Origin of the sequence: Alcanivorax sp. UBA3183, assembly GCF_002364155.1 — a bacterium.
Classification (GTDB): domain Bacteria; phylum Pseudomonadota; class Gammaproteobacteria; order Pseudomonadales; family Alcanivoracaceae; genus Alcanivorax; species Alcanivorax jadensis.
The window spans coordinates 436-13,194 of sequence record NZ_DEXN01000007.1; the positions used below are offsets into that span (position 1 = coordinate 436).

The following is a 12,759-nucleotide window of genomic DNA, read 5'->3' on the forward strand; positions in this document are numbered from 1 at the left end:
TAAGCCATGTTTCATCGCCTGCTCAGGACTCTGGATTTGTACGACGGTTTGCGACTGCCTGTGAAAGTAGGCCGGTTGGAGTTGTTGCTGATCCATGAGGAGGGGGAAACCCGGTTAATGCAACGGCGCTGCCCCCATGCGGATTTTCCACTGGATCGTTGCACCATCAACCATGGCGAGCTGCGCTGCCCCGGGCATGGCCTGACGTTCTCCCTGCGAAGTGGTCGCTGTCTCAGTGCCAACTATCAGCTCGAGCAATACCGGATTGAGTACGACGGCGCCTGGTTGGGCGTGGATATCTCCCCGTAAAAATCCTGTTTTTACCGCAGAGCCCAGGGTTGCATAGGTTGGGTTTCGTTGCACTTAACCCAACCTATGCGGCTGTTCTGTCTTTTTTGTAGGAGATTGCTTGCAAGCGAACCGATGCCGAAATTCGCTTGCAAGCAAGCTCCTACAAAAGCGTGAGGGGCAGGGTTACTGGCGAATGGGGGAGGCGTAGACCACTTTCTCTTCACCCAACCCGGCAACAAAGTGGCTGCTATAGCGCTGGCGTAGTTGTTTGACCTTGCGCACATAGGCCTGGGTTTCCTTGAAGGGGGGGATGCCGCCGTAACGGCGCACATTGCCTTCCCCAGCATTATAGGCCGCCAGGATATGGTCCAGGGTAGAGAATTTGCCTTTCAGGTACGCCAGGAAGCGGGTGCCGCCGAGGATGTTTTCCCGGGCATCAAAAGGATTGCTGACTTCCAGATAAGCAGCGGTTTCTGGCATCAGCTGCATCAATCCCTGGGCGCCGACACGGGATATGGCCTGAGGGTTGAACAGGGATTCGGCATGGATCACGGCCTTTACCAGAGCCGGATCCACCCGGTGCTGGCCTGCCGCCAGGGTGATCAGATTGTCGTAGCGGTCCCGCTCTGCATCACTCAGGGCGCGGGGCTGGTAGTTCCAGCCTTTGCGTATGGATAGCAGGGTATGATTGCGGCCAACCCGGTCCTGAGGCTGATCGGTAAACAGAATGGTGCCGTCAGCGGCCCGATATTTGTAAATATCACTGGCCCCGACAGTGCCTGAAAAACTGATCATGCCGCTCATTAGTAGAGCCAGCAGCCCGCTCAGTCGCATTAGTGTCCCGTTCCCCGTTGAATGCGCTGTGGTGTGCCACGCGTTGTTGTTTTGTAAGGAAAAACCCTTGGGGCTTTTCTGGCCAAACGTTACCCCCATGATAACGTCAGGCCTGACAGGTATTACCCATGACCGACGAGTTGTCGGAATGAGCCGCTGAGCGTACCCGGTCAGCGCTCAAACATCATACTATCGCAGCCCTTGACGCCCAAGAGTTCTGGCTCACATTTCCACCTCATTCTGGCATATGGGCAAATCCATTGCTGTTGGCTATGGCATGTATCAGCTCATCAGCCTTGTTAATCCTTTCGCCCTGCGCACAATAGGGGCAAACCAAGCAGGAGACAGCAGTGACAACAGAATTTGATCTGGTGGTGATCGGTGCCGGTTCCGGTGGTGTTCGAGCTGCGCGGATGGCGGCAAGCCATGGCGCGCGGGTAGCCATCGTCGAAGAACGTTTTTTTGGTGGTACCTGTGTCAATGTGGGCTGTGTTCCCAAGAAGCTGTTCTCTTACGGCTCCCATTTTCCCCAGGAATTTGCGCTGGCCGAGGATTTCGGTTTTTCCGTGCAGGGCTGGTCATTCGACTGGGCAACCCTGCGCGATAACAAGAGCCGGGAAATTCACCGCTTGAATGGCATCTACCAGCGCATCCTCGATCAAGCCGGGGTCACTGTTTTCGAAGGACATGGCAAGGTCTTGGGCCAGGGGCGAGTGGCTGTCGATGACCGGGAACTGAGCGCAGCCAATATCCTGATCGCCACCGGCGGCAAACCCTTTGTGCCTGAATTTCCTGGCTGTGAGCTGGCACGGATCTCCGATGACCTTTTCTATCTGGAGACGCTGCCCGAGCGGGTAGCGGTGGTGGGGGGCGGCTACATTGCCACCGAATTCGCCGGCATCCTGCATGGCCTGGGCTGTCAGGTCACCCAGGTGTATCGGGGCGAGCTCTTCCTGCGCGGATTTGACGGCGATATTCGCCAGTTTGTGGCAGAGCAGATGCGCGGGCAGGGGGTGGATCTGAAGTTCAACAGTGATATCACCCGTCTGGAGGCTTTCGGCAGCGGCAAGCAGGTCACCTATCAGGACGGTAGTCAACAAACCTTTGACGAGGTCTTCTACGCCACCGGCCGCGTACCAAAGCTGGATGGGTTGTTTGCAGAAGGGGCGGTGCCGGCGCTGACGGATAAAGGGGCAATCAAGGTCAATGACGGCTTTGCCACCTCAATTCCGGGCCTTTATGCGCTGGGTGATGTTATCGACCGTGTCCAGCTGACCCCTGTGGCCCTGGCTGAAGGTATGTGGCTGGCCGCCCAGCTGTTCGGCGATAGCAAACCGAAGAGCACCATGGATTACCGCAATATCGCCACCGCTGTTTTCAGCCATCCGAACATTGGCACCGTCGGACTCAGTCAGGAAGAGGCGTTGCAGCAGGCCTCGGCAATCCGGGTTTACAAAAGCGGTTTCAGACCCATGCGTTACACCCTGGGTGACAAACAGGAACGCAGCTTTATCAAGCTGATCGTGGACGACGAAACCGACAGGGTGCTTGGTCTGCATATGGCCGGGGAGGACGCGGCGGAAATTACCCAGGGCTTTGCCGTGGCCATCAAGATGGGCGCTACCAAAGCCGATTTTGACGCCACCGTTGGCATCCACCCGACGGCGGCTGAAGAACTGGTCACCATGCGTCAGGGGGAAAGAATTACCGCCTGAGCACTCCAATATTGTTTCCCCCGCCGCAGGACCGTCGCCAGCGACGCTCCTGCGGCCAGGAGCTCAGAGTCTCTCCAGTTTCACCGGTAGCCCATCACCGGGCACCGGCAGGCTGGTGGTATCCACCGGCATCTCGTAGTCCTGCGGCACGCTCCAGCGATAATTGAGCAGCACCTGGTGGAGAATCGCCTTCACCTGCATTTCCGCAAAGTGCAGGCCGATACATTTGTGCGCACCACCCCCGAACGGCACCCAGGCATATGGGTGCACCTTGTCTTCCCGGCGGGCTTCACTGAACCGTTCCGGATCAAACGTTTCCGGCTCCGGCCAGTACTCCTCCATGTAATGTGTGAAGTAGGGCACCACGTTGATAAAGCTGCCTCGGGGGATGAAAAAACCCTCGTATTCCACGTCCTTGACGGTCTTGCGCGGCAGGGACGGCACCGGAGCGCACAGCCGTAGTGCTTCTTTCATGGCCATGCCAATCCCTTCCAGCTGGGGGAGGTCTTCATACTCCAGGCAGGTTTTGCCAATGGCCTGGCTTTCCTTGCGCAGACGTTCCTGCCATTGCGGATTCTTGGCCAGATAATAAAAGAGGGTGGAGAGCGTGATGGTGGACGTATCGTGGGCCGCCATCATCAAGAAGATCATGTGGTTAACCACATCGTCGTCGCTGAATTGTTCACCGTCTTCCGTTTCGGCGTGACAAAGCACACTGAACAGGTCGGAATCGCGGCTTTGCCGTTTGGCGGCAATTTCCTTGCGGAAGAAGGCTTCCAGAAGCTTGCGCCCCTTGAGCCCTTTTGACCAGCGCAGGCCGGGAACAGGGGTGCGCACGATGGCGGTGCCGGCACGAACCGTATCCACGAAAGCCCGGTTGATGTCATCAGCCTCCGGGCCCAGCTCATAGCCCATGAAGACATCGGTGGCCAGATCCAGGGTGAGCTGTTTTACTGCACTCAGCACATGAAAATCGGCGATAGCGCCCCAGGGGGCAATTCCCGAGGTGATGTGCGGGCCCATCCGCTCCAGATAGCCCTTGAGCACATCCCGGTTGAACGCCTGCTGCATGATCTTGCGATGCCAGCGGTGCTCCTCAAAATCCAGCAACATGATGCCGCGATGAAAAAAACGACCAATAAAGTAATCCCAGCCCTGGTGGTTGGAAAACAGATCACCCCGATTGAGCATGACGAACTGGTTGGCATCCGGGCCCAGCAGTTGCACCATTTTCAGGCCAAACACGCTAGTCCATGAGACCGGACCGTATTGGTCGTAGCGTTTGCGCATCAGGCCGATGGGATCGCGCATGAAGGAGAGGGTGTGGCCGATGAGTGGCAGCCCCTTGTCGCCAGGTACAGCGCGAAGCTGGCTTTGCGCAGGCAGCTGACAAAACGGTTGTGACATGAATCTCTCCCAATAAACAGAGCGTTTACTATTAGCTGGATAACACGCCCAGCTCAATACCACTAAACAGATTTCGTTATCGCATTTCCCTGTCAGCCGAACGGCTCAGTTGCTGGCGTTGTTGGGCTCTGTGTGCTGTTTTTTTGATCTGCACCTGTCCGGCTCACAGCCCGGCAAGGCTGGGGCCAGTCACTCAAGGGTTATGCACCCGGTTATCCACAGAAACTGTGGACAGAAAAAGAGAACCGGTGGGCACTGGGAGAGCCACCAAGGCCTGTGTATGATTCGGCAACAAACAAAAACTGCGTGCAGGCCCAAGGTTGAGCCCGCCTCGAAAGAGGAGGCTTCAAGTGGTCGAATTGCTTACATCAAACCGGATCGCGCCGGGCGCCATTGCCAATAGGCGCGAATGCCCCTGGAGCCCCGGCCTGCAGACAGTCCGCAAGCCTGCTGTATTAAGGAGAACAAGGAATGCGTCGTGTGGTGTTTAACCAGAAGGGGGGAGTGGGGAAATCCAGTATCACGGTAAACCTGGCTGCCATCAGTGCCGCCGAGGGAAACCGCACCCTGGTGGTGGATCTGGACCCGCAGTGCAATGCCAGTCAGTACCTGTTAGGGATGCCCGCCTACAGCAATGGGGAAGGCCCCAAGCCGAATATCGGCACCTTCTTTGCCCAGACGCTGTCGTTTCGGTTGAAAGAAAAAGACGCTCGCGAATATGTGCACGCCACGCCTTTCCAGAACCTGTTTGTATTGCCTTCGGATGGCGAGCTGGGTGAAATCGAGCACATGCTCGAATCCAAGCACAAGATCTACAAACTTCGTGGCCTGCTGAAAAGCCTGTCTAAAGATTTCGATACCATCTTTGTCGACACCCCTCCAGCGTATAATTTTTATACTCTGTCAGCGCTGATTGCTGCGGACCGTGTATTGATCCCCTTTGATTGCGATGCCTTCTCACGCAAGGCGCTGTATACCTTGCTGGAGAACATCCAGGAGGCACGGGAAGATCACAACGACGAGTTGCAGGTGGAGGGCATTGTCGTCAACCAGTTCCAGCCCCGTGCTCGCTTGCCGCAGGAACTGGTCGCGTCGCTTGAAGATGAAGGGTTGCCGATGCTGAGCAGCAAGCTTTCTGCCAGTGTGGTGATGCGGGAATCCCACGAACAGGCGACTCCCTTGGTTAATTTGCAGCCCAAACACAAGCTGACCGAGGAATATCGGGCATTGTTCCACGAGCTCAATGGCCGCTAACCCGTTTCGCAAACAGGCGTCTCGACGTGCCGAGCGGATATTGCGCTCGGCCACTGCTAGTCGATGGTTGGCCAAGGCGGTATTCAACCGCTCTGATCAGTTGCAGCAACGGCTGGGCGAAGCGGCAGGGCAGCTCAAGTTGCTGGCCAGGATGCTGCTGGACTGGACCGCCGGGCGCTATCGGCAGGTGCCCTGGGCAACCCTGCTGACTATCACCGGAGCGCTGGTGTATTTCCTGATGCCCTTGGATGCTATTCCGGACCCTATCATTGGCCTCGGTTTGCTGGATGATATCGGTGTGCTGGCCAAGGCCTGGCAATTTGCCGGAAAGGATATCGAGCGTTATCAGCAGTGGCGTGAGAGGCATGAAGATCCATGAAGCCTGTTTGGCCTGAGCTTGTCAGGCCTTGAGACCATGAAATGACCATGGCACCAGCCACGATTTAGGGGTAAGGCGCAGCCGGGACAGCCTTGCGGGCAAAAGGTGGAGTGATAGAGGCCATTTTGATATCAGTGCCGGGTTCCTCTCTCTTATGAATTTTGTGATAGTGTTTACTCATATTGAGTGAGTGCCTGCCCTGGGCCGGCGTGATCAGATCAAAAACAAGCAATTCACAACAACAATTAGCGATCAGGAAAAGGGAGTAGTTATGGGCAAGCGTCTGCTGGGGAGCCTTCTGGCTATCGCCTTGCTGCCAGTGCAGGGGATGGCAGCCATTACCAATGCGGATCTTGAAGAGTTTGAGTTGTCGCTGTGGAAGGTGCGCACAAATTTCCATATGCTCACAGTGATGGCAGGCAGTGATATTTATGCGTCTGACCTGAAGCGGACTATTTCCCAGGCCGGGCAGGCCCTTTCCGAACTGAGAGCCAATGCCGAGGGCAGCGAAGAACGCCAGTTTGTAGCAGATCTGGAAAAGGAATTGACGCTTTACGTAGATGCCGCCAAGGGAAACACCATGGCAGAGCAAGGCTACACCAATGCTTATGTCATCAAGGACGTGAACGAACTTCCCGCCATCATGGCGGAAAAAATGGATGCTTTCGAAACTGCCACCAGTGGCAAGTATGATGAGATTCGTGAGCTATCTGCGTACCTTCAGCGTATGACATCCGAGTATCTCAATGTGGCGGCGGACCCTGCCGGCGGCATGGCATCAGGCTCGGATGAGGGTCGGCTGGATTTCAAGAATGCCGTACCGGAATTTGAGAAGATGCTGAAAGCGGCCCAACAACAATATGCCGGGGATGAAGCCATGACCCGGGCTCTGGACCAGGTGGCGGTTAAGTGGAAGTTTATTCGTCAGTCCATGGTCAAGTTCTATGAAAATGCGGTGCCGTTTCTGATTTACCGCTATACCAGACAGATGGTGGACACAATGGAGCAAGCCATCAGCCTGGCCTCTACAGATATGGCCAAGCCCACCTTCGGGCCTGTTGAATAGTCATAACTGCCATATTGGCATGCATTCAGGCCCCCGCTAACGGCGGGGGTTTTTCGTGGGGTAAAGAAAGAGGAATCGGGGTGAAAAAACAAGGAATGTGGATGTTGGCGGGGGCGCTGATGGCGACTGTTTCCGGCGCGCAGGCAGCATTTTCTGCAACGGAACTGGCAATGATGGAAGCGGATGCCTGGCGTGCCCGGATGGGATTCCATCTACTGTCGATTCGTGGCGATAACCCGGAGGATCGAGATGCACTCAGACAGCTGCTCGATGATGGGCAGGGTCGGGTGGCCGAGCTAAAAGGGCAGGCCGAGGGCGAAGAGGTAGCTCAGGCCAGTGCTTTTGACACGGCCTGGGATGACCTGTCCAAACGCGCGCTCGACAACCCGCTGGCGTCTCTTGGTTATGCGGACTACGGCGCCATGAGCGAGATGAACACGACCACCCTGGCGGTTGCCGAGCTTGTTGAAAAGGCTGATCCCGGCGAGCCAGAAGGCGCCTATCTTGATATCGCGGAATTGTCTGTATCCATGCAGCGCCTGGCCAGTGAATACCTGGCGTTGGCCGCTTTCCCGTCGGCAGGTATGCCGACTGGCACCGGGCTGCCGCCAATGGACTTTGCCATCGAGGCAAAATCCATCGATGACCAGCTGGAGAGTCTCAAGGGGCGCTATGCCAGTGATGTGCAGGCGAGCGAGGTGCTGGCATTTGTTGAGCAGCGTTGGGTTTTCGTGCGCAATACCATCCCGCGGATGAACGAAAACGATGCCAACAAGGTCCCGTATCTCTTTTATCGCTATGCCACTCAGGTCGCAGAGCGTGTAGAGGAGCTGGTAGCTCCCTGAGCTAAAACCAGCTGATCATGGCAGTACTTTCCAGGAGTGTGCACCTTGCTTCTCCGGGAATGTGCTGCAATGTGTGCTTCAGTATTAATCCGAGCGAGTAGCCAGCCAGTCCGCGCTGATACGCCAGGCATGGCTGGGCGCCTTGGAGCCGGAAAATACGCCGGCATGGCCGCCGGGGACCTCCTCGAAACGCTTTTCCTGGCTGCCCACCAGCCTCAGCACTTCCCGCGCTGCACGCAGGCTGACGATATTGTCAGTGGTGCCGGCAAATGCCAGTAGATCCTGGTGTATCGCGGAAAAGTCTACACTGCGGCCTCCGATGCGGATTTTTCCCTTGGCCAGGCTGTTGGCCAGAATCATCTTCTCGATCACCTCTCGCACCACCGCACCCGGGTAATCCACCATATCGTTGAACCATTGGCCCATGGTCATATACTCGGTGACGTATTCCCGGTCGGCGATGTTCTTCACCAGATCCAGGTAGGCCTGTACCACCCCCGGCGGGTTGGTCATTTTGAAACCAAAGGTCAGTAGCCCTGCGGGGATGTGGAATAACTTGTCGTCCAGCGGCTCGAGACGCACCTTGAACCATTCATGGATTTGCATTGCGGGAATGGAGGCCAGGCCCAGCGCCTTGCCGAAGGGACCGCTTTTGTGAAAATTCACCGGGCTGGCAATGGTGATCAGGCTGCGTACTGGCGCATCCGGATGGCTTCCCAGGTACATCATGCAGAGCAGGCCGCCCATGCAGTAACCCAGCAGATTGACCTGGTCCTGGCCGGAGTGCGTCTTGACGGTGTCCACGGCCGCTGGCAACCAGCGGTTCACATAGGTATCCAGGTCCAGGCTGCGCTCTGCCTGGGAGGGTTTGCCCCAGTCCACCAGATAGATGTCATAGCCTCGGGCCATCAGATAGCGGACCATGGAGCGGTTCGGCATCAAATCATAGGTCCAGCAATGGATGCCCAGTGCCGGCACCAGAATCAGGGGCGTACGGTATTTGCTGCGCGCCACCGGCATCATCTCGTCGTTGACCGGAATTTCGCTCATGGGTGGCAGGCTGTAATGGCGAACGGCCATGATGCCGTCGCGGTAGATTTCATCCCAGGGGCATTTATCAATCTGGATAAACCGCTGGGGATGCCGCCGACGCTCGACGATATGCCCAACTGCACGCAGACTGGTCTTCAAACGGGATGACGTCGCCATGGGAGGCCTCCGACAATGAGGGGGCTGGGATACTATCGGGAAAGCAACGTATTACCAGGTAACACTTTGCAGAGTAATGTCGACTCGTTAATCTATCGCGCCCGAGGCACAGGAGGCATTGGCCGTCGTGACAACTTCATCGCAATCATTTACCCGTCTGGATGTCTGCAACCGGTTTCTGGAGTCGGTCAGGCACTCGGTAGTGCTGGGCCTGGAAGTGCTCAGTGCTGAAGAAAATGCCGTCAGGGTACGCGTGCCCTGGCGCGAAGATCTGGTTGGCAACCCGGAAACCGGTGTCATGCATGGTGGCGCCATCTTCGCCATGATGGATCATGCTGGCGGCATGGCAGTGACCTGTCGTACCTTTCCGACTTTCGAAATTACCCCCACCATCGACTTCCGCGTGGATCATCTGCGCGGCCCTGAAAAGGGCGCAGCGGTATTCTGTGAAGCTACCTGCTATCGCCTCACTACCCACGTGGCCTTTGTACGTATTACCACGTGGGAGGAGGGCAATGAGGATGAGCCCATCGCAACCGGGCTGGCAACCTACACCCGACTGAAAATCGAAACCGCAGGCAAGGTGGTGGGGCAATGAAAGCACTGAAAACCCTGATTGAAGAATGCCGCGCTGGCGAGGCGGATTACCAGAGTTTGATTGACCGGGTGCCCTACGCCCGCTTTCTGGGTATCCAGGTAGTCGCGCAAGGTGATGAGCTGACTTTTGTGCTGCCAAAGCATGACAATGTAGTGGGTAATCCGACCCTGCCGGCCCTGCACGGTGGGGCGGTGGCGGGCTTCATGGAGCAGGCCGCGATTATCTTCATCCTGCTGCAAATGGGGGAACCACGGGTGCCCAAGACCATCGATTTCACTATTGATTACCTGCGGGCCGGCCTTTTCCGTGACACCTATGCGGAGTGCAGCGTCACCCGGCTGGGGCGACGCATTGCCAATGTACATATCAGCGCCTGGCAAAAAAACCGCCAGGAGCCCATCACCATCGCCCGGGCGCATTTCCTGCTGTCGGACGATGCTGGTTGAAACTGATAATTAGAATCGATAGTCGATAACGGCGCGATCAACGCCGAGACATATCTGGAAACCCAAAGACCGCGCCCAGAGTTTGGGCGCGGCTTCTTGCGCTCGACGGCAGAGGGGTTACCTCGCGTGTTATCAATTCTCAATTATCCATTATCAATTGCTTTTTCCTGGTCCGGCGCCCGGTTGTGATTTTGCGCCAACACCCGGCCCGATTGTCAGAACGCGACATTGTTCCGGCACTCACATCCGCCTAGCGTTTAAGTGAACCTGTTCAGGACGCGCCTTTGCGTCCTGAGGTGTGCGCTACAACGCTAAAAAAGGTGTTTCCATGAAAATAACCAACGTTACCTCTCCGCCCACATCGGTGAGCATCTATGAGAGCTGGGATGGACCCGGTGCAGAGGATATTGAAGACAAGCTGACCCCGGGCCATGTGCAGGATGTGGTGGAAATCTTCCAGACCCCGCTCACCGGCCACTACAACTGGGACTATTCCAGTGCTGATGGCCGAATCCGCAAGCTGTATCGGTTGGGCAAGGAACTGAACTGGAATGCGGACATGGATCTGGACTGGACCCAGACTTTTCCGCGCAGTGAAATCCCCCTGGATCAGGCCTTCAACCCGTTCAATGGCTGGCCCACCTTCGAGGCGCTCAGCGAGGACGAGAAACTGCGTTTTGGCTGGCACAACCTTGCCTGGATGCTGGCGCAGTTCATGCACGGGGAGCAGGGCGCCCTGTTGGTGGCATCGCAACTGGCCAGTTGCGCGCCGTCCTACGACGCCAAACTCTATGCGGCCAGCCAGACCTTTGACGAGGCGCGGCATGTGGAGGTCTTTACCCGTTACCTGCAGGAAAAGATCGGCATTTTTTACCCGGTGAACCCCAATCTGAAGGCCCTGCTCGACAAGATCCTCTCGGACCCGCGCTGGGATCTGAAATTCATCGGTATGCAGATCATCATCGAAGGCTTGGCCCTGGCTGCCTTCAACACCCTCAAACTGACCGCCCATGATCCGCTTCTCAAGCAGATCATCCACCTGGTCATTCGCGATGAAGCGCGGCACGTTACCTTTGGTGTCAACTACTTGGAGGACTTTGTTGAGACTCTTTCTGAAGAAGAAAAAGAAGAGCGGGCGCACTTTGCCTTTGAGGCCTGCGTGGTCATGCGCGAGCGTCTGATCAGCACCGAGGTGTTTGAACATTTTGGCTGGGATGTGGACGAGGCCCGTGAACAGGTGTTGTCCTCCACCATCATGGCCCAATTCCGCAATCTGCTGTTCACTCGCATCATGCCCAACCTGAAGCGCATCGGCCTGCTCACCGAGTCGGTTCGCCCCCGTTTTGAGGAGCTGGGAATCCTGCAATTCGAAAATCTGGTGGATGACGGCGAAGTGGACTGGGCGGAACTGTCCAAACCGCTTTACGACGAAGTGTCCTGAGATCTGTCTTGGTAGGAGCCTGCCTGCAGGCGAATCGGAGCACTCTGGCTTGCCTGCAGGCAGGCTCCTACAGAAGAGCAACGGCGCCAGTGCACGCTACGCTTCATCAGACGCTGGCGACTTTCACCATTCCATGGCGAACCGGTTTGGCTAGCGCCTGGCGGGTAGCGTCATAGGCTTGCTGTAATGCGACACGCCCTTGCTCCAACTTGCCGGGGCCGCTACGGGTCAGGCCGTCAATGGCCAGGGTTGTCAGGTTGGCGCGCAAAGGCGCCTGCAGGGCAGGGCTATTGGCCCGTCGCCACGGGGATCGGGATTGCAGATGGTGATAGAGTACGCGCTCGCCGGGCCAGGTGCCGGCCAGACCATGCCGGTCGGCAATGCCACCATCCCAGTAGTAACCCCCATCGATGCATGCGGGCTGGAAAAGAAATGGCACCGCACAGGATGCATAAACAGCTTCCACCGGGTCCCCGGCGTTCAGTACCCGGGTGCGGCGGCTGGCGGCATGCCAGACGGAAAGGGCCACCGGGGTGGGGCTATGGGCCAGGTCCGTTATGGGTAGCAATTCTTGCAGCAATGCCCGGAAACGGTTGCCGGCGAGTAAACCCAAGCCTGGAGCCGGGTCCCAGAAATGCTCCCGGGACAACCCAAGCAGGGTGTGCTCCATGCTTTCCGGGCACGCCTGGCTGGCCATGCAGGCGGCCACCAGCGCACCGGCACTGGAGCCGCAATAGCGGGTGGGCTGCAATTCATGTTCTTTCAGGGCTTTGACGACACCAAAATGGGCAAAGAAACCAAAAAAACCGGACGACATGGCCAGGGTAAAGGGGCGCTCGGCCAACCAGTCCGCCAGGCTTGGGGCGGGGTATGTCTTCATTGAACTCTTCCTCTGCGGCGACAAACCCTAACCCGGGCACCCTCAGCCATACAATCCTGTTGACCGCCGTGGCGGTGACCGCACTGGGCCAGACCCTGGTATTTACCCTGCTTCCGTCCCTGGGCCGGGCCACTGGCCTGGCGGAAATGCAGGTGGGGCTGATCATCAGCTGTTCGTCGCTGATTTTTGCCCTGGCCAGTCCGGTGTGGGGCACCCTCAGTGAATCCCTGGGTCGCAAGCGGGTGCTGGTGATCGGGCTTAGCGGCTATTCCCTGGGCACGCTGATGTTTGCGGTGGTATTCGATATCGGTCTGCACGGCGGGCTGGTCGGCGGGTTATTGGTGGCAGGCCTGGTACTCAGTCGCATGGTACAGGCGGCGATTATGGCGGCCAC

At 57.2% G+C, this 12,759-nt stretch carries 14 protein-coding genes; 10 read left to right on the forward strand and 4 right to left on the reverse strand.

The annotated features are described in order from the left end of the window. Window positions 1–6: 6 nt before the first annotated feature. Entirely contained in the window at window positions 7–309 is a 303-nt protein-coding gene (locus B3Q33_RS02930; RefSeq protein ID WP_273009500.1) for a Rieske (2Fe-2S) protein, read from the forward strand. 165 nt (window positions 310–474) lie between these two features. On the opposite strand, the gene B3Q33_RS02935 is transcribed toward B3Q33_RS02930, so the two are convergent. Further along, on the reverse strand, window positions 475–1,125 hold the full coding sequence (locus B3Q33_RS02935; RefSeq protein WP_035244337.1) for a transglycosylase SLT domain-containing protein: 651 nt from the start codon (window positions 1,123–1,125) through the stop codon (window positions 475–477). 350 nt (window positions 1,126–1,475) lie between these two features. On the opposite strand from B3Q33_RS02935, the gene gorA reads away from it, so the two are divergent. Beyond that, window positions 1,476–2,840, forward strand: a complete 1,365-nt coding sequence (gorA, locus tag B3Q33_RS02940; protein ID WP_273009499.1) for a glutathione-disulfide reductase — start codon at window positions 1,476–1,478, stop codon at window positions 2,838–2,840. Between the two features lie 63 nt (window positions 2,841–2,903). On the opposite strand, the gene B3Q33_RS02945 is transcribed toward gorA, so the two are convergent. Next, window positions 2,904–4,247 carry a cytochrome P450 gene (locus B3Q33_RS02945; protein WP_273009497.1) on the reverse strand — a complete coding sequence of 448 codons (1,344 nt, stop codon included), beginning with the start codon at window positions 4,245–4,247 and terminating at the stop codon, window positions 2,904–2,906. Window positions 4,248–4,718: 471 nt separating this feature from the next. On the opposite strand from B3Q33_RS02945, the gene B3Q33_RS02950 reads away from it, so the two are divergent. From B3Q33_RS02950 to B3Q33_RS02965, 4 genes are all read left to right on the forward strand, one after another. Beyond that, the gene (locus B3Q33_RS02950) at window positions 4,719–5,501 is read left to right on the forward strand and encodes a ParA family protein (RefSeq protein ID WP_273009495.1); all 783 of its coding nucleotides are present in this window, start codon (window positions 4,719–4,721) and stop codon (window positions 5,499–5,501) included. Then, window positions 5,491–5,880 carry a YkvA family protein gene (locus B3Q33_RS02955; RefSeq protein ID WP_273009493.1) on the forward strand — a complete coding sequence of 130 codons (390 nt, stop codon included), beginning with the start codon at window positions 5,491–5,493 and terminating at the stop codon, window positions 5,878–5,880. The genes B3Q33_RS02950 and B3Q33_RS02955 overlap by 11 nt, the downstream gene beginning before the upstream one ends. A gap of 271 nt (window positions 5,881–6,151) precedes the next feature. Further along, window positions 6,152–6,946, forward strand: a complete 795-nt coding sequence (locus B3Q33_RS02960; RefSeq protein WP_273009491.1) for a hypothetical protein — start codon at window positions 6,152–6,154, stop codon at window positions 6,944–6,946. Window positions 6,947–7,026: 80 nt separating this feature from the next. Beyond that, window positions 7,027–7,791: a hypothetical protein gene (locus tag B3Q33_RS02965; protein ID WP_273009490.1), complete on the forward strand. Its 765-nt coding sequence runs from the start codon at window positions 7,027–7,029 to the stop codon at window positions 7,789–7,791. Window positions 7,792–7,875: 84 nt separating this feature from the next. Here B3Q33_RS02965 and B3Q33_RS02970 read toward each other — a convergent pair whose 3' ends face one another. Beyond that, window positions 7,876–9,000, reverse strand: a complete 1,125-nt coding sequence (locus B3Q33_RS02970; protein WP_273009488.1) for an alpha/beta fold hydrolase — start codon at window positions 8,998–9,000, stop codon at window positions 7,876–7,878. A gap of 127 nt (window positions 9,001–9,127) precedes the next feature. Here B3Q33_RS02970 and B3Q33_RS02975 point away from each other — a divergent pair, with 127 nt between their 5' ends. The 3 genes from B3Q33_RS02975 to B3Q33_RS02985 all read left to right on the forward strand — a co-directional run bounded on the left by B3Q33_RS02975 (window position 9,128) and on the right by B3Q33_RS02985 (window position 11,485). Next, window positions 9,128–9,598, forward strand: coding sequence for a PaaI family thioesterase (locus B3Q33_RS02975; RefSeq protein ID WP_232221947.1), 471 nt, complete (start codon window positions 9,128–9,130; stop codon window positions 9,596–9,598). Continuing rightward, window positions 9,595–10,044 (forward strand): PaaI family thioesterase, encoded by a 450-nt coding sequence (locus B3Q33_RS02980; protein WP_035244352.1) that lies wholly within the window; start codon window positions 9,595–9,597, stop codon window positions 10,042–10,044. Before B3Q33_RS02975 ends, B3Q33_RS02980 begins: the two co-directional genes overlap by 4 nt. Window positions 10,045–10,372: 328 nt before the next feature. Then, window positions 10,373–11,485 (forward strand): ferritin-like domain-containing protein, encoded by a 1,113-nt coding sequence (locus B3Q33_RS02985; protein ID WP_273009486.1) that lies wholly within the window; start codon window positions 10,373–10,375, stop codon window positions 11,483–11,485. A gap of 106 nt (window positions 11,486–11,591) precedes the next feature. Here B3Q33_RS02985 and B3Q33_RS02990 read toward each other — a convergent pair whose 3' ends face one another. Next, window positions 11,592–12,365 carry a patatin-like phospholipase family protein gene (locus tag B3Q33_RS02990; RefSeq protein ID WP_273009484.1) on the reverse strand — a complete coding sequence of 258 codons (774 nt, stop codon included), beginning with the start codon at window positions 12,363–12,365 and terminating at the stop codon, window positions 11,592–11,594. Here B3Q33_RS02990 and B3Q33_RS02995 point away from each other — a divergent pair. Beyond that, a partial coding sequence (locus tag B3Q33_RS02995) for an MFS transporter (RefSeq protein ID WP_286826812.1) occupies window positions 12,356–12,759 on the forward strand: 404 nt, incomplete at its 3' end. The genes B3Q33_RS02990 and B3Q33_RS02995 overlap by 10 nt on opposite strands.